The 22,079-nt window shown below is 59.0% G+C and carries 21 protein-coding genes; 13 read left to right on the forward strand and 8 right to left on the reverse strand.

Going from position 1 to position 22,079, the window contains the following annotated elements; genetic code table 11:
• Window positions 1-40: 40 nt before the first annotated feature.
• A complete protein-coding gene (locus KGB20_RS27410; RefSeq protein WP_150812030.1) occupies window positions 41-928 on the reverse strand; it encodes a LysR family transcriptional regulator in 888 nt (295 codons plus the stop codon).
• Window positions 929-1,056: 128 nt separating this feature from the next.
• Between KGB20_RS27410 and lysM the strand changes: the two genes are divergently transcribed.
• A complete protein-coding gene (gene lysM, locus KGB20_RS27415) occupies window positions 1,057-1,497 on the forward strand; it encodes a peptidoglycan-binding protein LysM (protein WP_150812029.1) in 441 nt (146 codons plus the stop codon).
• Window positions 1,498-1,624: 127 nt separating this feature from the next.
• Here the strand turns inward: lysM and yrfG are convergent, their stop codons facing one another.
• A complete protein-coding gene (yrfG, locus tag KGB20_RS27420; RefSeq protein WP_057712448.1) occupies window positions 1,625-2,287 on the reverse strand; it encodes a GMP/IMP nucleotidase in 663 nt (220 codons plus the stop codon).
• Between the two features lie 88 nt (window positions 2,288-2,375).
• Here yrfG and nudE point away from each other — a divergent pair, with 88 nt between their 5' ends.
• The 3 genes from nudE (at window position 2,376) to KGB20_RS27435 (ending at window position 4,431) form a co-directional block, all read left to right on the forward strand.
• Window positions 2,376-2,942 (forward strand): ADP compounds hydrolase NudE, encoded by a 567-nt coding sequence (gene nudE / locus KGB20_RS27425; RefSeq protein WP_150812028.1) that lies wholly within the window; start codon window positions 2,376-2,378, stop codon window positions 2,940-2,942.
• Entirely contained in the window at window positions 2,939-3,766 is an 828-nt protein-coding gene (gene cysQ, locus KGB20_RS27430) for a 3'(2'),5'-bisphosphate nucleotidase CysQ (RefSeq protein WP_154861242.1), read from the forward strand. The genes nudE and cysQ overlap by 4 nt, the downstream gene beginning before the upstream one ends.
• 227 nt (window positions 3,767-3,993) lie before the next feature.
• Window positions 3,994-4,431: a hypothetical protein gene (locus tag KGB20_RS27435; RefSeq protein ID WP_154861241.1), complete on the forward strand. Its 438-nt coding sequence runs from the start codon at window positions 3,994-3,996 to the stop codon at window positions 4,429-4,431.
• Between the two features lie 97 nt (window positions 4,432-4,528).
• Here the strand turns inward: KGB20_RS27435 and KGB20_RS27440 are convergent, their stop codons facing one another.
• The 4 genes from KGB20_RS27440 to rfbC form a co-directional block, all read right to left on the reverse strand.
• Window positions 4,529-4,984, reverse strand: coding sequence for a YiiD C-terminal domain-containing protein (locus tag KGB20_RS27440; protein ID WP_008003181.1), 456 nt, complete (start codon window positions 4,982-4,984; stop codon window positions 4,529-4,531).
• 40 nt (window positions 4,985-5,024) lie between these two features.
• Window positions 5,025-6,419, reverse strand: coding sequence for a sigma-54-dependent transcriptional regulator (locus tag KGB20_RS27445; protein WP_150812026.1), 1,395 nt, complete (start codon window positions 6,417-6,419; stop codon window positions 5,025-5,027).
• Window positions 6,416-8,224, reverse strand: a complete 1,809-nt coding sequence (locus KGB20_RS27450; RefSeq protein WP_150812025.1) for an ATP-binding protein — start codon at window positions 8,222-8,224, stop codon at window positions 6,416-6,418. Before KGB20_RS27450 ends, KGB20_RS27445 begins: the two co-directional genes overlap by 4 nt.
• Before the next feature lie 106 nt (window positions 8,225-8,330).
• Window positions 8,331-8,876, reverse strand: a complete 546-nt coding sequence (gene rfbC, locus KGB20_RS27455) for a dTDP-4-dehydrorhamnose 3,5-epimerase (RefSeq protein ID WP_154910727.1) — start codon at window positions 8,874-8,876, stop codon at window positions 8,331-8,333.
• A 191-nt stretch (window positions 8,877-9,067) separates the two neighbouring features.
• Between rfbC and KGB20_RS27460 the strand changes: the two genes are divergently transcribed.
• The 3 genes from KGB20_RS27460 to KGB20_RS27470 all read left to right on the forward strand — a co-directional run bounded on the left by KGB20_RS27460 (window position 9,068) and on the right by KGB20_RS27470 (window position 13,838).
• Entirely contained in the window at window positions 9,068-11,980 is a 2,913-nt protein-coding gene (locus KGB20_RS27460; RefSeq protein ID WP_154910726.1) for an aminotransferase, read from the forward strand.
• A gap of 295 nt (window positions 11,981-12,275) precedes the next feature.
• On the forward strand, window positions 12,276-13,382 hold the full coding sequence (gene aguA / locus KGB20_RS27465) for an agmatine deiminase (RefSeq protein WP_154910725.1): 1,107 nt from the start codon (window positions 12,276-12,278) through the stop codon (window positions 13,380-13,382).
• Between the two features lie 243 nt (window positions 13,383-13,625).
• A complete protein-coding gene (locus KGB20_RS27470) occupies window positions 13,626-13,838 on the forward strand; it encodes a hypothetical protein (RefSeq protein WP_057712441.1) in 213 nt (70 codons plus the stop codon).
• A 230-nt stretch (window positions 13,839-14,068) separates the two neighbouring features.
• Here the strand turns inward: KGB20_RS27470 and KGB20_RS27475 are convergent, their stop codons facing one another.
• On the reverse strand, window positions 14,069-16,162 hold the full coding sequence (locus tag KGB20_RS27475) for a TonB-dependent receptor (RefSeq protein WP_154910724.1): 2,094 nt from the start codon (window positions 16,160-16,162) through the stop codon (window positions 14,069-14,071).
• A 263-nt stretch (window positions 16,163-16,425) separates the two neighbouring features.
• Here KGB20_RS27475 and KGB20_RS27480 point away from each other — a divergent pair, with 263 nt between their 5' ends.
• From KGB20_RS27480 to KGB20_RS27505, 6 genes are all read left to right on the forward strand, one after another.
• Entirely contained in the window at window positions 16,426-17,097 is a 672-nt protein-coding gene (locus tag KGB20_RS27480) for a DsbA family protein (RefSeq protein ID WP_154910723.1), read from the forward strand.
• A 261-nt stretch (window positions 17,098-17,358) separates the two neighbouring features.
• Window positions 17,359-18,645: an OprD family porin gene (locus KGB20_RS27485; protein ID WP_154910722.1), complete on the forward strand. Its 1,287-nt coding sequence runs from the start codon at window positions 17,359-17,361 to the stop codon at window positions 18,643-18,645.
• A 178-nt stretch (window positions 18,646-18,823) separates the two neighbouring features.
• Window positions 18,824-19,411, forward strand: coding sequence for a PBECR2 nuclease fold domain-containing protein (locus KGB20_RS27490; protein WP_223473864.1), 588 nt, complete (start codon window positions 18,824-18,826; stop codon window positions 19,409-19,411).
• Between the two features lie 789 nt (window positions 19,412-20,200).
• Entirely contained in the window at window positions 20,201-20,422 is a 222-nt protein-coding gene (locus KGB20_RS27495; protein ID WP_008046542.1) for a tautomerase family protein, read from the forward strand.
• Complete coding sequence (locus KGB20_RS27500; RefSeq protein ID WP_154910721.1) at window positions 20,419-21,063, forward strand: DsbA family oxidoreductase; 645 nt, start codon at window positions 20,419-20,421, stop codon at window positions 21,061-21,063. Before KGB20_RS27495 ends, KGB20_RS27500 begins: the two co-directional genes overlap by 4 nt.
• A 44-nt stretch (window positions 21,064-21,107) precedes the next feature.
• The gene (locus tag KGB20_RS27505) at window positions 21,108-21,818 is read left to right on the forward strand and encodes an SDR family NAD(P)-dependent oxidoreductase (RefSeq protein WP_057712436.1); all 711 of its coding nucleotides are present in this window, start codon (window positions 21,108-21,110) and stop codon (window positions 21,816-21,818) included.
• On the opposite strand, the gene KGB20_RS27510 is transcribed toward KGB20_RS27505, so the two are convergent.
• Window positions 21,800-22,054 (reverse strand): Abi family protein, encoded by a 255-nt coding sequence (locus tag KGB20_RS27510; protein ID WP_411740520.1) that lies wholly within the window; start codon window positions 22,052-22,054, stop codon window positions 21,800-21,802. The two genes, KGB20_RS27505 and KGB20_RS27510, sit on opposite strands and share 19 nt — an antisense overlap.
• Between the last annotated feature and the right edge of the window lie 25 nt (window positions 22,055-22,079).

Here is a 22,079-nt window from a genome sequence, read left to right on the forward strand (position 1 = left end):
GTCTAATCGCTAATACTGATCTGCCGATAGATGCCGTCGATCAACCGCCAATCAGCGATTGCTGATAGAGGGCAAAACAGGCTTCTGCCAGCGCCGAGCGCGGTGCGCTGCGACGCATGATCAACCCCAGGCGACCAAGGGTCTGGGCGTTCTCGATCGGCTGCAGGCGCAAATGCTCGGTCAGGCCTTCGAGGCCGCCGTCCAATGGCATCACGGCGCAACACAAGCCGCCGTGCACGGCTTGTAACAGTTGGTGCACGGCATCGGTCTGCAACAACGGCTGCGGGGTCAAGCCACGGCTGTGGAAGTTATGGTCGATGGACTGGCGAAAGTGCATGCCACTGGTGAGCATGCCCAGCGGCAGTTCGATCAACGATTCCCAACTCAATGGCGTTTCGCCAAAGGTGAAGAAGCGTTGATCGTAGAGCAGACCCATGCGGGTTTCGCTGAAGGCCAGGGAGTCGAAGTGTTCGGCATCCAGGCGTTCCAGGTATGACACGCCGAGATCCAGGCGATTGTTCGCCAGTTGCTCGAGGATCTGTTCGGAACTCAGGGCCGAGAGTTCGAAGCGCAGGTTCGGGTGTTCGGCGTGCAAGCGTTGCATCAGTGGCAGCGGATCGAAGCTCGACAACGGCACTACGCCCAGGCGCAAGGTGCCGACCAGATTGCCGCGACAGGCGGCCGCCTCGGCGTACAAGCCGTCATAGGCCGCCAGTACGGTGCGCGCCCAGGCCAGCACCCGTTCGCCCGGTGCGGTGAAGCCTTCGAAGCGCTGGCCGCGATTGACCAGTGGCAGGTCGAGTTCTTCTTCGAGGCTGCGCAGGCGCATGGACAGGGTCGGCTGGGTGATGTGGCAGCGTGCGGCGGCCTGGCCGAAATGGCGGGTTTCGTCGAGCGCGATGAGGAATTTCAGCTGCTTGATGTCCATCTGCGCTCCAGGGGTTGGGAAGGTGCGGATTCTATCGCAAGCGGGGTCATTGGTCGGGTTGGATTCGTAGGTGACGACCGTGGTCTAGGCTCTGATGTCTGGAACCCGAAACCCAAGGAGAGTGCACCATGAGTCTTTTGAGCTTTGTGAAGGAAGCAGGCGAAAAATTGCTGGATTTGCTGACGCCAGGTAACGCCAACGCCAGTGAGCAGTTGAAGGAGCACATCAGCAAGGTCGGCCTGGGCAACCCGAATGTGCAGGCGACGGTCGATGGCGACAAGGTCACGGTGACCGGTGAAGTGGCGAGTCAGGAAGAGAAGGAAAAGATCCTGCTGGCGGTGGGCAACATCGCCGGGGTGGGCAGCGTGGATGATCAGATCACCGTGACCGGACCGGTGGTGAAGGCGGCCGTGTTTGTCACCGTGGTGAAGGGCGACACCCTCAGCGCGATTTCCAAGCGCGTGTACGGCGACGCCAACAAGTACAACAAGATTTTCGAAGCCAACAAACCGATGCTGACGCACCCGGACAAGATCTATCCGGGGCAGTCATTGCGGATTCCTGAGTAAGTCGTCAAACCGCGTGATGGCCATCGCGGGCAAGCCACGCTCCCACAGGATCTGAGTCGATCACGAAGGTTGCGAACGACGCAGATCCTGTGGGAGCGAGCTTGCTCGCGATAGCAGGCAACTCGGTCTAGAGCCCTGCAATCAAATCCCGATAATCCCCAACCGCCGCGAACTCCGCCGTATCCTTCGGTCCCTTGCGGCTATCCGGCTCTCGCACTGCCAGCAAATGCGCCACGCCAAAGTCCCGTGCACTGCGCAGGATCGGCAAGGTGTCGTCAATGAACAGGCTGCGCGCCGGATCGAAATCGATATCGGCTTGCAGCGCATCCCAGAACTGCGGATTTTCCTTGGGAAAGCCGTAGTCATGGGAGCTGATCAAACGCTCGAAGTAGGGCGCCAGTTCGATTTTTTCCAGCTTCAATGACAGCGCATCCCGATGGGCATTGGTGATCAGCACCACGCGCTTGCCGGCCCGTTTGATCGCCGACAGAAAGGTGTCGGCATCCGGGCGCAGGGCTATCAGATGCGCGGTTTCCAGTTTCAGGTCGCGCACCGACAGTTTCAGTTCGGCGCTCCAGAAGTCCAGGCAGTACCACTGCAACTGGCCGGCATTGCGCTCGAACAACGGCTGCAATTCCATCTCGGCCATGGCCCGGCTGACTCCGTGCAGTTCGGCGTAACGCTGGGGCAGGTGCTCCATCCAGAAGTGGTTGTCGAAATGCAGGTCCAGCAGCGTGCCGTCCATGTCCAGCAGTACGGTATCAATGTCGGACCAGGGTAATGAAGGCATGGCAACGTCTCGGGCAGTAGAAAGATTTCTGGCGTAAACAATCGGGAAAGCCGCGTTATAGTAGCGCGTTCACGCCAAGGAGCTTTGCATGCGCCAGAAACCCACCATACTCGCCCGCGAAATTGTCGCCACCAGTCGATTGTTCTGCGTGGAAGAGCTGAAGCTGCGCTTTTCCAATGGCGTGGAGCGCACGTATGAACGCCTGGTCGGCAAGGGTGCCGGGTACGGCGCGGTGATGATCGTGGCGATGCTCGATGCCGAGCATGCGGTGCTGGTCGAGGAGTATTGCGGCGGCACGGATGAATATGAAATGTCATTGCCCAAGGGTTTGATCGAGCCGGGCGAAGACGTGCTGGCGGCGGCCGAGCGCGAGCTCAAGGAAGAGGCAGGTTTTGGCGCGCGGCAACTGGAGCACCTGACCGAGTTGTCGCTGTCCCCCGGCTACATGAGCCAGAAGATTCAAGTAGTGCTGGCTACCGACCTCTACGAAGAGCATCTGGAAGGCGACGAGCCAGAGCCGATGCGGGTGGACAGGGTCAATCTGCGTGAGCTCTCGGCGCTGGCGCAAAACCCGCAATTTACCGAAGGCCGCGCCTTGGCGGCGCTGTACCTGGCCCGAGACCTGTTGACTCAGCGCGGAGCGTTCCAGCCATGAATTTCCCGCATCCGTTGATGGCGCCGGTCATTGAGCTGGCCTTGCAGGCCGGTGAGGCGATCCTGCCGTTCTGGCGCACAGGCACGGCCGTCACGGCGAAGGCTGATGACTCGCCGGTGACCGCTGCCGACCTGGCTGCGCACCACTTGATTCTGGCCGGGTTGACGGCGCTTGATCCGAGCATCCCGGTGCTTTCCGAGGAAGACGCCAACATTCCCCAAGACGTGCGGGCCGGATGGCAGCGCTGGTGGCTGGTCGATCCGCTGGATGGCACCAAGGAGTTCATCAGCGGCAGCGAAGAGTTCACCGTCAACATCGCCTTGATCGAAAACGGTCGGGTGGTGTTCGGTGTGGTGTCGATGCCGACCAACGGGCGTTTTTACGTCGGTGGTGCGGGACTCGGCGCCTGGCGTGGCGATAAAGGTGGCACGCCCGTGGCGATCAAGGTGCGTGATGCGCTAGCGCCCGGCGAGTCGTTCACCGTGGTGGCCAGCCGTCGTCATTCGAGCCCGGAGCAGGAGCGTTTGCTGGCCGGACTGAGCGCCAGCCTTGGCGAGCTGCAACTGACCAATATCGGCAGCTCGTTGAAGTTTTGCCTGCTGGCCGAAGGGGCGGCGGATTGTTATCCGCGCCTGGCACCGACTTCCCAGTGGGACACGGCGGCGGCGCAAGGTGTGTTGGAAGGTGCGGGCGGTGAGGTGCTGGAGTTGAGTGGTGAGCCATTCAGCTATCCGGCGCGGGAGTCTTTGCTGAATAACTTTTTCGTGGCGCTTCCAGCAGGTGCGTCATGGCGAGAAAAGTTACTGGCGTTGAGTTTAATCTGAAACGTTGATTGCAGGCTGAGACTTGGTTCGACAGCTGTGCTTTTATACACTGTCATGTTTGACAGGTTTCAATTGGCTGATCGGGTGCTAACATTCAGCTTGTAACTTTGGATATTCGGCGCAAGGGTGAAAAGCGGCTCGCTGTTTAAATGGCCGCTCGAGTGTTGTCGCGCAGAATTTATTTCTAGAGTGCTTTTAATCGATCAGCCAGCCAGAGTGATTACTACATGAATATAAAGCATGTGATGTTGTTTTTTGGTCTTTCATTTTTCACAGGGATGGCTTTGGCCGGTACTGTGACCATCAAGTCCCCTCCCCCAGGATTAACGTTAAAAACTACTAGCGGGGTAATAAAGTATGGCGATCCGGATATGGTATTAACTTCAGCCCAAGAGGTTATTAATATCAATATTTCGCCAGAAGCCGAAAACAAAATAATTGGTATGGAAACGATTTCTCATTGGCCAAAACCAGTCGGGGCGCTAAGTAATCAAAATACTTGCAGGATCAATAAGGAATTTATTGGTTTTAGCGTAACGATTGACCTTGTCGGGTACAAAACGGTGACTTGCAACCCTGGTGAGAATAAGCAGAACCATCAACCTGCTTCCGAAGGCATTGCAGACGTGGTTGTTACATACAACAAGCTTCCGGCAACAAACTGATCTAATCGCATAACTTTATAATATACGTCTGCACGCGGTCCGAGTCCTCGGTGGATCGTATAAAACTGCGCTATGCATTACCCTCTGTCATCCTGCATCAGCGGTGCAATACATACTGCCCGACAAACCTCACCGCATCCTCATCACGGCCTTCGTTGACGACCCGTGTATGCAGCGTCAACCGAGCTCGGCTGTATCGCTGGAAGGTGGTCAGGAATTTCTTCCAGATCACCGGGTCCGGCGCCTGGCAAATGGCGTTGGCATCCCCCGTCACCGGCAGCGGATAGCTGATCTGCCCTTCCTGAATCACGATGTGCCCGTCGGTAATGCCTTCTTCTTTAAGGCGCAAATGCAGCCAGCCCCAACCGGCCAGGACCGCGCCGCAATACAGGCTGCCGCCGAACATGGTGCTCTTGTGGTTGACGTTGGCTTCCAGCGGCAAGTGCAGGCGCAGTTGCTGGTCATGCCAGTCGAGCACCTTGAGGCCCATGTCCCGGGTGAGGGGAATGTCGTGATGGAGGACTGATTCCAGTTGTCGACTGTCGCGGCTCATTCAGGGGCCTCTCGCTTGAAGTGGATGATTGGACGGTAGCTCAGTCGAGATCGTCAGGGTGGGCCGAGGCGCCACTGTCGGCGAAACTCAGACCGTGCTTGCGCAGTTTGTCGTGCAGGGTCTTGCGCGGAATGCCGAGGGCTTCGGCGACGCTGCGCACGGAGCTGTGCGAACGTGCCAGTTCGGCGGCGATGAGTGTTTTTTCGAAGTTCTCCACTTGCTCGCTCAAACCGCCGTTGACGACTTCGACCCTGTTGCCAGCGCTGCCTTCCGGCGCGCTGTTGTCGAGGGCCAGTTCCAGCCCGAGGGCAAAACGTTCGGCCGCATTTTGCAGCTCGCGCACGTTGCCGGGCCAGGTGTGGCGCAGCAGCAAGGCACGTTGCCCCGGTTGCAGTTCATGGGGCGGCAAGCCGTGGCGGGCACTGGCTTCATCGGCAAAATACTGGAACAGCATCAGCGCATCTTCGCCCCGTTCGCGCAGCGGTGGAATCCGCAGCGGCGCAACGTTCAGGCGGTAATACAGGTCGGCACGGAAACGCCCTTGATCCGCTGCCTGGCGCAGGTCTTCCTTGGTGGCGGCGATGATGCGGATGTCCAGCGGGATCAGTTGATTGCCGCCCAGGCGTTCGACCACCCGCTCTTGCAGCAAGCGCAGCAATTTGACCTGCACATCCAGGCTCATGCTTTCGATTTCATCGAGGAACAGCGTGCCGCCATTGGCGAATTCGAACTTGCCGATGCGGCGTTTCTGCGCGCCGGTGAAGGCGCCGGGCTCGTGGCCGAACAACTCGCTTTCGACCACTGATTCGGCCAGTGCACCGGCGTTGATCGCCACGAACGGACCGTTGCGACGGCTGGATAAATCGTGCAGCGCCCGGGCCACGACTTCTTTGCCTGCGCCGGTTTCGCCGAGGATCAGCACATCGGCCTTGGTCGCGGCCAGGGCGCCGATCTGCTCGCGCAGTCGCAACATTGAAGGTGAGTGGCCAACCAGCCGTGTGCTCAGCTCGTTGCGGTCGCTCAAGGCCAGCCGCAGGCTGCGGTTGTCCAGCACCAGCCGGCGCAGGGCCAATGCGCGGCGCACGCTATCGAGCAGGGCGTCGCTGGCGAAAGGTTTCTCCAGAAAGTCATAGGCCCCGGCGCGCATGGCCTGCACCGCCAGTGGCACGTCGCCGTGGCCGGTGATCAACAGCACCGGTAGCTCAGGGTCCTGGGCGTGCAGTTCGGTCAACAGCTCAAGACCGTCCATGCCGGGCATGCGAATGTCACTGACCACCACCCCTGGCCAATCACGTTCAAGTTGCGCGGCCAGGCCCTTGGCTTCGGCCAGCGGCAGGATTTTCAGGCCGGCCAGATCCAGCGTCTGGCTCAAGGCCTGGCGCAAATGAGGGTCGTCGTCGATCAACACGACCTGAATGCGGTTGTCGATGGTCATGCACTTCGGTCCTCGGACGGTTGCAGGCTCACGCCCGGTGCGCCTGCGCGCAGCTTCAGGGTAATCAGGGCGCCGCCTTCCTTGTGGTTGGCGAACGACAGTTCACCGCCGAAGGCGCGCATCAGGGTTTCGCAAATCGCCAGCCCCAAACCGAGGCCCTGGGTGCGGGTCTTGGTGGTGTAGAACGGCTCGCTGGCGCGCCCGAGGGCTTCCATGCAAAAGCCGGGGCCGTTGTCGCGAATGTACAGGTTGACGCCATCGGCCGTGGATTGGGCACTGAGCCAGAGTTTACGTGGCGGGCCTTTTTCCGTCAGGGCATCCAGGGCGTTGGCCAGCAGATTGCCGAGTACCTGGCGCAGGCGGGTTTCCCCGGCTTCGACCCACAAGGTGGCGGCGGGCAAGTCGCGGATCAGCTCGACTTCCATGCTGCGTCGACGCTTGGCCAGCAAGGCCAGGGCATCGTCCAGCGCCGGTTGCAGGGCGACGCTTTCCGGGGCATGCCGGTCGCGCCGGGCAAAGGCGCGCAGGTGGGCGATGATCGAGGCCATGCGACCGGTCAATTCGCTGATCAGCTTGAGGTTGCCACGGGCATCGTCGGTGCGTTGGTGATCGAGCAATACTTCGGCGTTTTCCGCGTAGCTGCGAATCGCTGCCAGCGGCTGATTGAGTTCGTGGCTGATGCTCGCCGACATGGTGCCCAGTGCCGACAATTTGCCGGCCTGCACCAGATCATCCTGGGCGCGTACCAGCTCCTGCTGGGCCTGTTCGCGTTCCAGCACTTCCTGTTTCAGGCGCCGGTTCAGGCCTTCGAGATCGCTGGTGCGCTCGGCAACCCGGCCTTCCAGTTCGCGGCGGGCCTTGGCTTCGAAAGCAATGCGCTCGAGGTAATGGCGGCGGCGCTGCATCATCAGGCCAAGCAGCAGCATCAACACCAGCAGCGCTGCGCCACCGATGGCCACCACCGTACGTACCGGGCGGTCGATCAAGGTGCGCGGGGCGAGGATGCTGACGTCCCAGCCGGTTTCGGCGATCTGCCGGGTCTGGGTCAGCCAGGCGTCCGGGTTGAGCTTCAGCGGTTTTGGATCGCGGGTTGGATAGGGCTGGATCGCAGTGATGGCCTTGCTTTCGCCCTCGCTCAACGGGCGGGTCGAGCGGAATCGCCACTCCGGTCGCGAGGTGAGAATGACGACGCCGTTGTGGTCGGTCAGCAGCAATTGTTCCGGGGTTTTGCCCCACAGGCTTTCGGTGTGGTCGAGGTCGACCTTGACCACCAGCACACCAACGATTTTTTCACCGTCGCGCACGCCAGCGGCGAAGAAGTAACCGCGCTTGGCCGAGGTCGTGCCCAGGCCGAAAAAGCGCCCGAGCCGCCCGGCCATGGCTTCGCTGAAATACGGCCGGAAGGAAAAATTGCGCCCGACGAAACTGTCGTGTTTGTCCCAGTTGGAGGCGGCCAGGGTCTTGCCGGTGGTGTCCATCAGGTACATGACTTCGGCACCGGTCTGGGCGGCGATGTTTTTCAGCAGGCGGTTGGCGTTGCCTTGGGTGACGCCATCGTCCGGTGCGCCGATCACGGCGCGCAGGGCCGGCAGGTCGCCGAGGATCTGCGGCAACACTTCATAGCGATGCAGGGTACCCAGCAGGTTGGCGACGTAGAGGTCGAGGGTCTGACGATTCTGACTGGCCAGCTCGCTGCGGTAGTAACGCTCGGCGAGATGTTCCAGCGGCCACAACAACGGCGCCAGGCACAGTGCCAGCAGGGCCAGGCTGCGCCAACGGGGTCTGGGAGGGAGAGTCGGTTTCATGAGCAGCATGCGCCTGTGGGTACAGGCGCATTATGCCTAGGCTTGCGGGCGCAGTCTGCGCACTGTAGGGCAGGTGCGTTTTTGCGCTGAATCTTGCGCCGGGTTTTCAGGCGAAGACTTCGGCATCCTTGAGGAATGCAGCGGCCTGGTCCTTTGCCGACAGCTGCGGCGTGCCTTCCAGTTGCCAATCGATAGCCAGGTCCGGGTCGTCCCAGCGAATGCTGCGCTCGGCGGACGGGGTGTAGTAATCGGTGGTTTTGTAGAGGAACTCGGCGAAATCGCTCAGCACCACGAAACCGTGGGCAAAGCCTTCCGGTATCCAGATCTGGCGATGGTTGTCGGCGGACAGGACCACCGCCACCGATTTGCCGAAATGTGGCGAACTGCGGCGGATGTCCACGGCAACGTCGAGCACTTCACCGGCTGTGACACGAACCAGTTTGCCTTGTGTGTTCCTCAGTTGGTAATGCAAACCACGCAACACGCCTTTTTGCGAGCGGGAATGGTTGTCCTGAACAAACTGAGGATTCAGGCCGGTAGCTTCTTCGAAAGCCTTGGCGTTGAAGCTCTCATAGAAGAAACCACGTTCGTCGCCAAAGACCTTGGGTTCAAGGATCAGAACACCGGGCAGGTCGGTGGTCACTACATTCATGGTGGCTCTCCAGCAGTGTGCGTTGAATGGCCGCCATTCTTGCGCAAAGCGCCGACCGGGGCGAGTACTCAAGTTAAAATCTACCGGCCTGTTCCAGCCCCGGCAAATGACCATTGCCGGTTCCGGGGGGGTTGCGTATCGCCCGAACCAGTGGCGATATAGGCGCCTAATAAAATTTCAGGGGTTGTTGTATGCCGCTCGCCACGTTGATTCATCGCGCCAGTTTGCCCAGCCCGCAGGTGTCTGCGGAGCAAGCGCTAGGGCTGCTGGAAGAACATTACGGGTTCAGCGGCAGGTTGCAGGCCCTTGGCAGCCAGCAAGACCTGAACTACCGCGTCGACAGCGAGCGGGGACGTTTCGTCCTGAAAATCTGCCGTGGCGACTACTCGGTACTGGAGCTTCAGGCGCAACACGCCGGGCTCAAGCATCTGGGCGAGCACCCCGATGTAAATGTGCCGCGTGTTATCGCGGCGAAAAACGGTGCAGACCTGCTGTCGCTGGACGTGGGTGGCCAGGCGGTGCACGTTCGCTTGCTCGACTACATCGAAGGCCAGCCACTGACGAGCCTGGGCCATTTCAACCCGACGGTGGTGTCAGGCTTCGGCCGCCTGTGCGGTGAAATGGACCTGGCCCTGGCGGATTTCGACCATCCGGGGCTGGTGCGAACCCTGCAATGGGACGCCCGCCATGCCCACGCCCTGATCGCGCATTTGCTGCCAGTGATCAAGGATGAAGCCCAGCGCAAACTGATCGTCGAAGCGTCCGGGCAAGCCGAGCGGCATTTGCAGCCACTGCAGGACAAACTGCCGGTGCAGGCCATTCACATGGACATTACCGACGACAACGTGGTGTGGCAGCGCGATGCGCAGCGCCATTGGCAACTGCAAGGCGTGATCGATTTCGGCGACCTGGTGCGCACTTGGCGCATTACCGATCTGTCGGTGACCTGTGCCGCGCTGCTGCATCATGGCGAGGGCGATCCGTTCTGCATTTTGCCGGCAATCCAGGCGTATCACGCGGTCAACCCGTTGCAACACGAAGAGCTGCTGGCGTTGTGGCCGCTGATCATCGCCCGCGCGGCGGTGTTGGTGCTCAGCGGCGAACAACAGGTCAGCATCGATCCGGGCAATGTCTACAGCCGCGACAACCTGGTCCACGAATGGGAGATCTTCCGTGTGGCCACGTCGGTGCCGTTGGCGCTGATGGAAGCAGCGATCCTCACCGCCGTCGGCCAGAACCTGCCCACCATCGGCAGCGAAGGCTTCGCGCCGCTGTTACCGAGCCTGGTGGGACGTGAGTTCGCCTTGATCGACCTCGGTGTGCTCAGCCCGCATTTCGAGGCCGGTAACTGGGAGCAGGAGGGTGTCGATCAGCGTCTGCTGGATGAAGCGGCCGCGGCACATGGCCTGGCGGCCAGTCGTTACGGGCAATACCGCCTGTCCCACACCCGTCCGGACAGCGCCGCTGAACCGGACACCTGCCCGCTGCACGTCGAGTTGCGAGTGCCTCAGGGCACGGCGGTCGAAGCGCCGTTTGCCGGGGTTGTGCACCAGCCATCGGCGGGCGTGCTGCAACTGGATGGCCCGCAACTGAGTGTGCGGCTTTGGGGTGTCACGCCGTCGCTGCACAGCGGCGCGGCCCTGGTCAAAGGCCAGGTGCTGGGTTCTGTCAGCGGGCCATTGATCGTGCAGTTGTGCCGTGGCGCGTCGATCGATGCGCCGTTGTTCTGCACGCCATCGCGCGCCGCCGCCTGGCAGGCGTTGTGCCCGTCACCTGCGGCGCTGCTGGGGCTGGCCTGTGATGCCGAAGCCGAGCTCGACGGAGTGACCTTGCTGGCCCGGCGCGATGCCAGCTTCGCCCGCACACAAAAACACTATTACGTTGATCCACCGCGCATCGAACGCGGCTGGCGCAACCATTTGATCGACATGCAGGGTCGCTCCTACCTCGACATGCTCAACAACGTAGCGGTATTGGGCCACGGCCATCCACGCATGGCGGCAGTCGCCAGCCGCCAGTGGTCGTTGCTCAACACCAACTCGCGCTTCAACTACGCAGCCGTGGCCGAGTTCTCCGAACGTTTGCTGAAGCTGTCCCCTGACGGCATGGACCGCGTGTTCCTGGTCAACAGCGGCAGCGAGGCCAACGACCTGGCGATTCGCCTGGCGTGGGCCTACAGCGGCGGTCGCGACATGCTCAGTGTGCTGGAGGCCTATCACGGCTGGACGGTGGGCGCGGATTCGGTGTCGACCTCGATCGCTGACAACCCCAAGGCCTTGAGCAGCCGCCCGGACTGGGTGCACCCGGTGACCGCGCCAAACACCTATCGCGGTGAGTTCCGTGGCCCAGACAGTGCGCCGGATTATGTACGCAGCGTCGAACACAACCTGGCGAAAATCGCCGAGCAGAAACGCCAACTGGCCGGTTTCATCTGCGAACCGGTGTACGGCAATGCCGGCGGTATCTCGCTGCCACCAGGTTATTTGAAACAAGTCTATGCCATGGTCCGGGCCAGGGGCGGTGTGTGCATCGCCGATGAAGTGCAGGTCGGCTACGGGCGCATGGGCGATTTCTTCTGGGGCTTCGAAGAGCAGGGCGTCGTGCCGGACATCATCACCATGGCCAAGGGCATGGGCAACGGCCAGCCACTGGGCGCGGTCATCACCCGCCGGGAAATCGCCGAGGCGCTGGAGGCCGAGGGTTATTTCTTCTCTTCCGCCGGCGGCAGCCCGGTCAGTTGCCAGGTCGGCATGGCCGTGCTGGATGTGATGCAAGAGGAAAAACTCTGGGAGAACGCCCAGGTCGTTGGCGGACACTTCAAGGAGCGACTCGAAGCGTTGATCGATATTCATCCGTTAGTGGGCGCGGTGCACGGTTCCGGTTTCTACCTGGGCGTCGAGTTGATCCGCAACCGTGAAACCCTGGAGCCGGCCACCGAAGAAACCACCGCACTGTGCGATCGCTTGCGTGAGCTGGGGATCTTCATGCAACCGACCGGCGATTACCTGAACATCCTCAAGATCAAGCCGCCGATGGTCACTTCGCGCCAGAGTGTGGATTTCTTCGTGGACATGCTGTCGAAGGTGCTCGCAGAAGGGCTGTAAACACATCCCCCCCTGTAAATGCGGGCCAATGTGGGAGCGGGCTTGCTCGCGAAAGCGGTGTGTCATGCAGTATTGAACTCGACTGATACACCGTCTTCGCGAGCAAGCCCGCTCCCACATGGGGTGTGGTGTTAATTCGATTGATATCGGCTTTTAATCGATTGTTTTTGTAACGGTGGATGTAAGGTGCTTTAAAAGCCGATATTTATCGGATATAAAGTCGCCACAGCCCACGGCGTTTACACATACGCTTCCATTTCTGTCAGGTATCAATGTCACTCCGGAGTCCTGAGCCATGACCACGTTGAACAGCACCCCTCGCGCCGACGGCTTCTATATGCCAGCCGAATGGGCACCGCAAACCCAGACCTGGATGATCTGGCCCGAGCGCCCGGACAACTGGCGCCTGGGTGGCAAACCGGCACAAGCCGCTCACGTGGCAGTGGCCAAGGCCATCGCCCGTTTCGAACCGGTGACCGTGGCGGTTTCCGCCGGCCAGTACGAAAACGCCCGTGCCCGTCTGGACGTACCGAATATTCGTGTGGTGGAAATGTCCAGCGACGACGCCTGGGTTCGCGACTCCGGTCCTACCTTCGTCATCAACAACAGTGGCGAAGTCCGTGGCGTGAACTGGGACTTCAATGCCTGGGGCGGTTTTGACGGCGGCCTGTATTCGCCGTGGAACCGTGACTCGCAGGTTGGTGGCAAGATCCTCGAGATCGAGCGCAGCCCCCGCTATCGCACCGAAGGCTTCGTGCTGGAAGGCGGTTCGATTCACGTCGACGGCGAAGGCACCCTGATCACCACCGAAGAATGCCTGCTCAACCGCAATCGCAACCCGCACATGAATCGAGCGGAAATCGAAGCGGTCCTGAGTGCAAACCTGGCTGTGGATAAGATCATCTGGCTGCCGGATGGCTTGTTCAACGACGAAACCGATGGCCATGTGGATAACTTCTGCTGCTACGTGCGCCCGGGTGAAGTGCTGCTGGCCTGGACCGATGATCCGCAGGACCCGAACTACCCGCGCTGTCAGGCGGCGATGAAAGAGCTGCAAAGCAGCACCGATGCCAAGGGGCGCCCGTTCACGGTGCACAAGATGCCGATCCCGGGTCCGCTGTTTGCGACCGAGGAAGAGTGTGCCGGTGTCGATCCGGTTGATGGTACGCAGGAACGTAATCCTATTGTTCGTCTGGCCGGTTCCTACGTGAACTTCCTGATCGTCAACGGCGGCATCATCGCGCCGAGCTTTGACGACCCGCAGGATGGTCCGGCAAAGGAAATCTTGCAGAACCTGTTCCCACAGCATGAAGTGGTAATGGTGCCTGGTCGCGAACTGTTACTGGGGGGCGGCAATATTCACTGTCTTACCCAGCAACAACCCGCGCCACACAAGGAGTGAGTGAGGTCGTAACAGCTTGAGTTGATTACGAAATCCCTCAGGCTGTCGATCAGCCTTGCGCATTGCACGGAGCCCGCGGCCCTACAGGCCTGCGGGCTTTTTTGTATCTGCCAGGCCACACTTCAGAAACCTTGGCACAGCTCTTGTATCTCCGCTGTTGTAACTCGGGGGAGGGAGGACTTCCATGTTCTGTCATAAACCTTGGATAAGTTAGCCGCTCACAAACCGGGAGAGAGCGCTGAAATGAACGCCGAAGTGAACGTAGTGAGCGACAAGGCGTTGCATCCCCTGGCCGTAAATAGCGAATCGCTCCAGATCCTGGCGCACTGGTTCAAGTCCAATGGAATGCGTCAGATCAGCGATACTGATCCGCGCCGGACAATGATCGAGCGTTACCCTGCTGGTTTATTCAGCGAAGCGGAACTGGATGCGTTGTGGGATGTGATGGAAGGATAAGAAGAACAACAACGGATTGAACAAAAAAAGCGCTGCCGGGATGGCAGCGTTTTTTTTTGCGCGCAGATTTATGCAATCACCGCGATCCCCTGTGGGAGCGAGCTTGCTCGCGATGGCGCCCGACCAGTCAGCATTTATATTGACTGACCCACCGCTATCGCGAGCAAGCTCGCTCCCACAAGGGAATGGTGTGAACCAGTGTTATTGGTTCACACCGGGATAAATGCTGTTTAGAAACTGTAGGTCCCCGTCACCACCAGACTACGCGGTGTCCCCGGCTGGATCTGGAATGCACTGGTTGCCGATTCGTAATACGTTTTGTCGCTGATATTGTTCAGCGCCGCGCGCAAATCCCAATCCTTCTGGCGGAAGCCTGCCAAGGCGTCCCAGCGACCATAACCCGGCAACACGGTGGTGTTGAGGTTATCGGCATAGCGGTCGCCAACCAGAGTCAAGCCGGTTTCGGCGTACCAGCCCATTTCCGGTTTCCAGGTCAGGAACAGGCTGCCGTTGTGCTTGGCCACGTTGTTGATGCGCTTGCCTTCCAGGCCGTTGTTGTCCTTTTCGATGGTTGCGTCCTGCAGACCCACGCCTCCGCGCATGTACCAGTTGCCGGTAATCCTGCCAGCGGCGGTCAGCTCGATCCCGCGAGAGCGTTGCAGCCCTGAAAGCAGGGTAATGGTCGGGTTGTTCGGGTCGCTGGTGCGACGGTTGTAGAGCTCCAGCTCATAGATGGCCAGCGTGGTGCTCAGGCGATCGTCGAGCCAGTCGCTCTTCACCCCGATTTCCTTCTGCCTGGTCCGCTCCGGGCTCAGGTCATTGCTGTTACCTGCCGCGCCCGGGGTGATGCCGATCAAGCCACCGCCGACCGGCGAGAACGTCTTGCTCCAGGAGGCGTAGAAGGAGTGATTTTGCAGCGGCGTCCAGACCACGCCAACGCGAGGGCTGGTGCTATGACTGTCACTGTCTTCGGAAATGTTGCGCACCTTGTTGGTCGATTCGATATCGAACGTGTCGTAACGCAGGCCGGCGAGCAATTGCCATTGATCGTTCAGGCGCAATTGATCCTGCACATACACCGCACGGCTCTCGACCTCGGTGTGGGTGTTGCTCGACACCACCATGCGCCCGGTATGACGCAAATTGCGGTCCGGGTTGTTCAGGTCCAGCGCCGGCACCGGTGAACTGCCCGGTCCGGAAGTGGCGGCGGTGTACAGCAGTGGGTCGCGGCGCTGGCTGCCGATTTCGATGCCAGTGAGCAAGCGGTGCTCCAGGCCGAAGGTATCGAAACCACCTTCCAGCTCGACGTTGTTGTAGACATTGCGGGTGTTCAGGTCCTGCTGCCAGTGCTGGCGCGTAACCTTGTTGGTGGCCGGGACATAGCCGGTCAAGTAAGTATTGTCGAAATCGCTGTCGAGCTTGAAAACACCCAGTGTCTGGCGCAGTTGCCAGTTGTCGCTCAGTTCATACGTGAGTTTCGAGCGCAGGGACTGCGCCTTGTCGTCGATGAAATCGTTTTCGCTGCCGTAGGCTGTATCGCGCCCCACGTCTGCCGGGCGACCGTTTACGCCGGGAATGCCACGATCCGGCGTGCGGTTGTAGCGGCTGTATTCGTACTGCACCAACCAGTTCAGGTCGGGTGTCAGCTGCCAGCTCATCGAGGGCGCGAACAACTGGCGATTGCCACTCACGCCATCACGGAAGCTGTTCTCGTCCATGTTGCCCATGTTCAGGCGCAGGCTGATGTTCTCGGAAGGGTCGGCGCTGAGGTCGGCATACAGGCTGCGCAAATCCTCGCTGCCGCCCTGGGCTTCAATGGTCGAGCGGCGACCGAACTCGGGCAGCTTGCTCACCCGGTTGACGATGCCGCCCTGGCTGCCACGGCCATACAGCACAGCGGCGGGGCCTTTCAAAACGTCGATGCGTTCGATGTTGTGCAGGTCGCGAACGTACTGGCTGTCGTCGCGGATGCCATCGAGATAGAAGTCGTTGCTGGCGTCGAAACCGCGGATGCGCAGGCTGTCGAAACGAGTATCGGCGCCGCTGCTGACGTTGGGGATACCGCTGAGCGCCGTGCCCAGATCGTTGGTGCCGTAATCCATGACGTTCGAGGTTTTGATCGAGTCGATGGCTTGTGGCACGTAGCGCACCGGTGTCGCGGTCCGGGTTGCTGTACTGGTTTGGGTTACGCGCGGGTCGTCGGCTTCAGCTTCGGCGCTGATCGATGTGGCAGGCAAGGTAGTCGGTGCAGCGTAGGAAAAACCGGCAGACAACAAGGCAGAAAGCCCAAGGCTGTAGGGCGCAAGGCGAAAAGGGGCAGGCATTGAAAAGCGCATCCGTAGAATTTTCAGGTTGAAGCGTGCAAGGGGCGCGAATAGTAATGCTTGTCATTTGCTGCTGTTAGATGTAATTGAGAATCTATATCATTTGATTGTTTCGAGTTGTGTCTGAGTTGATACAGAGGACTTGCGCAACCATTCGACCGATTCAAGCAACAGACTGAAAGCCAATCCGGCGTTTTTCCGGAGCCGCTGGAGCACTAACCTGCCGACATCGAATTTTCCTGAATTTCTGTCGGAGCCTTCCCATGATCCTGCATTACATCTACGACCCATTGTGCGGCTGGTGCTACGGCGCCAAACCGCTGGTGCAGGCCGCCCAGGCTGTGCTGCCCGTGATTGCCCACGGCGGCGGCATGATGACGGGTGCCAATCGGCAAAAGGTATCGCCACAACTGCGCAGTTACGTCATGCCCCATGATCGGCGCATTGCCGAATACAGCGGACAGCCGTTCGGTGAGGCCTATTTCGAAGGTTTGCTGCGTGATCACACCGCCGTGTTCGACTCGGCGCCACCCATCGCTGCGGTGCTGGCTGCCGAGCAAATGGGAGGTCGCGGGCTGGAGTTGTTGGGACGTTTGCAAAGTGCTCACTACGTGGAGGGGCGCCGCATCGCCGACGAATCGGTACTGTTTGAACTGGCCCACGGCATGGGGCTGGACCGTCAAACCTTCGAAAGAGCCTTCAGGGCGGCCGACACCGAAGGCCATATCAGGAACAGCCGGGCGCTTTTGGCCAAGGTCGGCGGGCAGGGCTTTCCGACCCTGGCGCTTGAGCACAATGAACAATTCACCCTGATCGATATCGGGCCGTGGCTGGGCAAACCCCAGGCATTTGCGCAGTGGCTGAGTCAGTCGCTGCCCGATCAGGGATCATCCATTTCCGTAGCAGCCTGCGGCCTCGATGGCTGCAGCAATTGAACATTCCTGCTGCGTAAAGCAATTTCTTAGACGGTTTTCGCCTATTTTTAGAAGATTCATGAAATTGACACATCGTTAAGGGCGCAGCTACGATCCAGCCCAACGCCTGTGGCCAACCGCCACGATCAAAAATTATAAAAAGGCCCGCCGCGAGAAATCGTGGGCGGGCCTTTTTGTTTTCGTCATGAAAAAAGAGCGCGATAGCGCCGTTTCGGCCGTTCGGCACAGCGCGTATCAACCGGAAATAAGGAAAAGAACAAAATGTTGAACAAGCGAATCAGCCTGATCGCTCTGGGGATGTTGAGTGCGACACAGGCCATGGCGAACGACCAGGCCGAATCCAAGGGTTTTGTTGAAGACAGTAGCCTCAAAGTGCTGCTGCGCAATGCTTACATCAATCGTGACTACAAAGACGGCAACCCGGATAAATCCGAGTGGGGCCAGGCGGCCATCGGCACGTTCTCGTCCGGCTTCACCCAAGGCACCGTGGGCGTGGGTGTGGACGCTTTCGGGTTATACGCTCTGAACCTGGAGCGCAACGAAGACCGTAGCGGCGCGCAAGGCATCGATTTCTTCAAAAAGGGCGACAGCGGCCAGCCGGCTGACGATCTGTCCAAGGGCGGCGCGGCGATCAAATTCCGCCTGTCCAGCACCACAATGACCTACGGCGACCAGATGCCGGCCCTGCCGGTACTGAACTACGACAATTCGCGCCTGCTGCCGGAAAGCTACACCGGCACCCTGATCACCTCCAAGGAGATCAAAGGGCTGCAACTGGACGCCGGCCGCTTCACCGCCGAATCGCGCAAAAGCGCCGAAGGCCGTGACAGCGGTGGCTTGAAGTCGATCAACGTCTTGGGCGGTAGCTACCAGTTCACCGAGCAATTCAAGGCCGCGCTCTACGCTTCCGACGTCGAAGACGTGCTGAAGAAACAATACGTGAACGCCAACTACGTGTTCCCGATCGACAAGGATCAGTCCCTGACCCTGGACTTCAACGGCTACCGCACCAAGCTGGAAGATTCCTACGTCCGCGAAAACGGTATCACTGGAGACGACAACAAGATCTGGAGCCTGGCGGCCACCTTCATCACCGGCCCGCACTCGTTCACCCTCGCACACCAGCGCAGCACCGACGACAGCAACCTGGGCTACGCCTACGGCGGTTACCAGAAAGATCAAGGCCGCATCGGCGACGGTGGCAACACCATCTACCTGGCGAACTCCTACTGGTCCGACTTCAACGCCGAAGACGAACGCAGCTGGCAAATGGGCTACGGCCTGGACTTCAGCACCTTCGGTGTACCGGGCCTGAGCTACAACGTGGCCTATGTGCGCGGTGACAACATCACCACCTCCACCAGCGAAGGCGGCACCGAGCGCGAGATCTTCAACCAGATCAAATACGTCGTCCAAAGTGGCCCGGCCAAAGACCTCAGCGTGAAACTGCGCAGCTCGGTCCTGCGCGTGTCGCAGAAGTCGAGCGAGTACAACGTCAGCGGCAACGAAGTGCGTGTGTTTGTGGATTTCCCGATCAACGTCTTTTGATGATGGGTTGTGGTCTCGAGGTCTGATGCAAGGCTGAGAAAAAAGAAGAAGCCCCGACTGGTTCGGGGCTTTTTGTGACTAATTGGAATTTTCCAAACGGCTCTTTCAATGGCAATGGCGATGCCCTTCAAGATTGTCGGAAGTCTCTGAGGGAAAAAGAGGATCCACCTGATTTCTCGTGACGATTCAACAGGCTGAAATAGCAGTTGTTACCGTGAGAGATCACCGAATGAAAGCTCCAGGGGTAAAGGAAGCTCCTGATCAGGAAAGCTGGAAGGATCTAGGTTTGCCGGATCTGCGAGACATATCAATACTCTTGGAAACCAAGGTGGTTCGAGAGCTACCAGGGGCCGTTGATGTCTGCTCCGCTCTAAGGCAGGTAGCGCTAGGTTTTGGATTGCATGAAGGGACTGACACGGTGCTGATCGAAACGCCATATTTACCCGTGACGGTTCGGCGTGAGCATCTACGTCACATAGTGGAAAAACGCCCTAACGCCCGAGAGCGTTTCACTGAATTTGCTGTAGATACGCTGAAGAATCCATTAGAAATCTGGCGGGTTTCCTACAGCGATGACTCCTATCGTCTCGCCTTCATTGGCGCATACCACACAAAGTACCAAATGTTGGTAGTAATCCATGTTGACCGTGGGTATGTACTTTGGAACTTCATGAACTGTGACAAAAAGGCGCTGAACAAGCACCGACACGGCGGGTTGGTTTATCAACGTTACCTATTATCCAAACAAAAAAAGCAGCCTGAGTAGGCTGCTTTTTTTGAGAAGCTTGCTTGATATTGTGCTCCCTCAAGCAAGGGAGAAGAGGTCTCACCCGAGCGCTGATTTTCAGGTCATCAACGGGGTTCCTAACGCCGACTATTGCCACCTGAAGGCAGTCGGTTTCGCGCTCTTGGGCAAATTCTCTGTCACAGATGATGTTTGTGTCAACCCGAGCGGTAGCCTTGTGGTGGTGTTGGTCAGATCGGCGAAGTCGCGCACATCGACATCTGACTTTTTTACGATGGGGACCATTACAAAATGGAGAAATTGATCGAAACAACAAGGGGTAATGATTCCTCGGCGGAAATGCGGATAGCTGGTGTGCGCAGTGAAACGGGCTTGCGCAATGCTTGATGCTCAAACCATTCGCAGGAATATCGACTCGGTTGACGAGGTGATCGAGGTTGCTGTGGGAGGTAACAGAAGGGGATATCGAACAAATCAGTTTCAGAAGGACTTGCTGGAGTTTGTTCGCGATATGAATGAGAGCCGCATCAGCTCTATCGCGCGGGGTAAGCCTTAACAAATGCATTCGCGATTCATCGCGAACGTGTCGTCCGCAGCGACATGTCCCGAAGACGTGTCGCAAAAAGTGGAAAATTGCGACACGTAAGTAATTGGATGACAGAAAAAACGGTATAGAGTCCTACTGTACTCATTACACCGCGTAACGAATGAAGTTCCCGCTCCCACCTTTATCCCTTCCAGCAAACTCCATAAATTGAGCTCCAACGCCTCTCCCATCATCCCGACGGGAAGGTCACTGGAGTTTCCCTCATGCCTTTCGTAACCGTACGCATCACCCGAGATGGCGTTACCACTGAGCAGAAAGCTCAGGTGATTGCCGAGATCACTGAAACACTGGAGCGCGTCCTCAACAAACGCCCTGACCTGACCCACATCGTGATCGAAGAAGTCGACACCGATAACTGGGGTTACGCCGGCATCACCACCACCCAGTACCGCAAGCAACTGGCTGAGGCGGAAGGGCAGTCATGACGTCCTCCGTCACCATCGATTTCATCTCCGATGTGGTGTGCCCCTGGTGCGCGCTGGGGGCGACGGCGCTGGAGCAGGCGATTGAGAACGTGGCCGGGGAAGTCTCGGTTGCGCTGACCTACAAGCCGTTCGAGTTGAACCCGGACATGCCGGCCGAAGGTGAGCAAGCGGTCGAGCACCTGATGCGCAAGTACGGGAGAACAGCCGACGAAGTCGCTGCCGGCAAGGCCATGCAGATCGCTCGCGGCGAGGCCATCGGCTTCAAGTTCGATCTGGAGAAGCGCACGCATTTCTACAGCACCTTCGATGCGCACCGTTTGTTGCTGTGGGCGTTGCAGGAAGGGCGACAAGTCGAGTTGAAGAAGGTGCTGCTACGGGCCTACTTCAGCGAAGGCCAGAACCCGAGCGATCACTCGACGCTGGTGCGTCTGGCGACTGAAGCGGGGCTGGATGCGACAGGGGCGAGAGAGGTGCTGGCGTCCGACGCATTCGCCAGCGAAGTGCGTGAGCTTGAAATGTATTACCGCCAGCACGGCATCAACTCGGTTCCGGCCATGGTGCTGAACGGTCGCCACCTGGTGTCCGGTTCGCAATCGGTCGAGTACTACGAACAGATGTTGAGACAAATGGCGAACGCCTGATTACAGATTTTCTACCCCACTTTTAATTGTCAGAGGTCTTCATCATGAGCATTTCGAAAAAAGTCATCGTTATCACCGGCGCGTCCCAAGGTCTCGGCGACGGTATGGTCAAAGCCTTTCGTGAACTCGGTTACCGGATCGTCGCCACTTCGCGCTCGATCAAGCCGTCCACCGATCCGGACATTCTCACCGTGGCCGGTGACATCGGCGAGCCGGAAACCGCCCAGCGCGTCATCCGTGAAGCGATTTCCCGTTTCGGTCGCATCGATACCCTGGTCAACAATGCCGGGATCTTCATCGCCAAGCCGTTCACCGCGTACACCGCAGAAGACTACGCCAATGTGTTGTCGGTGAACGTCAATGGCTTCTTCTACATCACCCAACTCGCCATCGCCGAGATGGAAAAGCAAGGCAGCGGCCACGTCGTCAACATCACCACCAGCCTGGTGGACCACGCCATCGACGGCGTGCCATCGGTGTTGGCTTCACTGACCAAGGGCGGCCTCAACGCGGCAACCAAATCCCTGGCCATCGAATACGCCAAGCGCGGGATCCGGGTGAACGCAGTCAGCCCGGGCATCATCAAGACCCCGATGCACGGCGAAGAAACCCATGCCGCACTGGGCAATCTGCACCCGGTCGGGCACATGGGCGAGATCGATGATATTGCGCAAGCAGTCGTGTATCTGGACGGCGCCAAGTTCGTCACTGGCGAAATCCTGCATGTGGACGGTGGTCAGAGCGCGGGACACTGAAAGCGTTTTTTCAAACCCCTGAAACAACAAAGCCCTCGTATTGCTACGAGGGTTTTGTTTGGAATAACCCATTTTTTTGGTAAGGATGGTCGAATTGAGAGCTCTCGGTTCCATAACCGTGAGTGGTGGGTGCAGCAGTTTCGGATGAAGGTCAGGGTGTGGAGCCAGGAAGCCAATACTTCGAAGGGCAGATTGAATCTGCTAGCGATCGCTTTTTTGTCGACGCTTTTGCCTATGCGGCCTTTTCATTCGTACGCCACA

Origin of the sequence: Pseudomonas sp. BF-R-30, assembly GCF_019956175.1 — a bacterium.
GTDB classification, from domain to species: domain Bacteria; phylum Pseudomonadota; class Gammaproteobacteria; order Pseudomonadales; family Pseudomonadaceae; genus Aquipseudomonas; species Aquipseudomonas jessenii.

Excerpts from the sequence above, each read along its gene's own strand:
- KGB20_RS27435 (WP_154861241.1), top strand. The coding sequence starts at position 3,994 with ATGAATATAAAGCATGTGATGTTGTTTTTTGGTCTTTCATTTTTCACA.
- yrfG (WP_057712448.1), bottom strand. The coding sequence starts at position 2,287 with ATGCCTTCATTACCCTGGTCCGACATTGATACCGTACTGCTGGACATG.
- KGB20_RS27450 (WP_150812025.1), bottom strand. The coding sequence starts at position 8,224 with ATGAAACCGACTCTCCCTCCCAGACCCCGTTGGCGCAGCCTGGCCCTG.
- KGB20_RS27495 (WP_008046542.1), top strand. The coding sequence starts at position 20,201 with ATGCCTTTCGTAACCGTACGCATCACCCGAGATGGCGTTACCACTGAG.
- KGB20_RS27485 (WP_154910722.1), top strand. The coding sequence starts at position 17,359 with ATGTTGAACAAGCGAATCAGCCTGATCGCTCTGGGGATGTTGAGTGCG.
- KGB20_RS27505 (WP_057712436.1), top strand. The coding sequence starts at position 21,108 with ATGAGCATTTCGAAAAAAGTCATCGTTATCACCGGCGCGTCCCAAGGT.
- cysQ (WP_154861242.1), top strand. The coding sequence starts at position 2,939 with ATGAATTTCCCGCATCCGTTGATGGCGCCGGTCATTGAGCTGGCCTTG.
- nudE (WP_150812028.1), top strand. The coding sequence starts at position 2,376 with ATGCGCCAGAAACCCACCATACTCGCCCGCGAAATTGTCGCCACCAGT.
- aguA (WP_154910725.1), top strand. The coding sequence starts at position 12,276 with ATGACCACGTTGAACAGCACCCCTCGCGCCGACGGCTTCTATATGCCA.
- KGB20_RS27480 (WP_154910723.1), top strand. The coding sequence starts at position 16,426 with ATGATCCTGCATTACATCTACGACCCATTGTGCGGCTGGTGCTACGGC.
- KGB20_RS27475 (WP_154910724.1), bottom strand. The coding sequence starts at position 16,162 with ATGCCTGCCCCTTTTCGCCTTGCGCCCTACAGCCTTGGGCTTTCTGCC.
- KGB20_RS27410 (WP_150812030.1), bottom strand. The coding sequence starts at position 928 with ATGGACATCAAGCAGCTGAAATTCCTCATCGCGCTCGACGAAACCCGC.
- KGB20_RS27440 (WP_008003181.1), bottom strand. The coding sequence starts at position 4,984 with ATGAGCCGCGACAGTCGACAACTGGAATCAGTCCTCCATCACGACATT.
- KGB20_RS27445 (WP_150812026.1), bottom strand. The coding sequence starts at position 6,419 with ATGACCATCGACAACCGCATTCAGGTCGTGTTGATCGACGACGACCCT.
- KGB20_RS27460 (WP_154910726.1), top strand. The coding sequence starts at position 9,068 with ATGCCGCTCGCCACGTTGATTCATCGCGCCAGTTTGCCCAGCCCGCAG.
- rfbC (WP_154910727.1), bottom strand. The coding sequence starts at position 8,876 with ATGAATGTAGTGACCACCGACCTGCCCGGTGTTCTGATCCTTGAACCC.
- KGB20_RS27500 (WP_154910721.1), top strand. The coding sequence starts at position 20,419 with ATGACGTCCTCCGTCACCATCGATTTCATCTCCGATGTGGTGTGCCCC.
- lysM (WP_150812029.1), top strand. The coding sequence starts at position 1,057 with ATGAGTCTTTTGAGCTTTGTGAAGGAAGCAGGCGAAAAATTGCTGGAT.
- KGB20_RS27470 (WP_057712441.1), top strand. The coding sequence starts at position 13,626 with ATGAACGCCGAAGTGAACGTAGTGAGCGACAAGGCGTTGCATCCCCTG.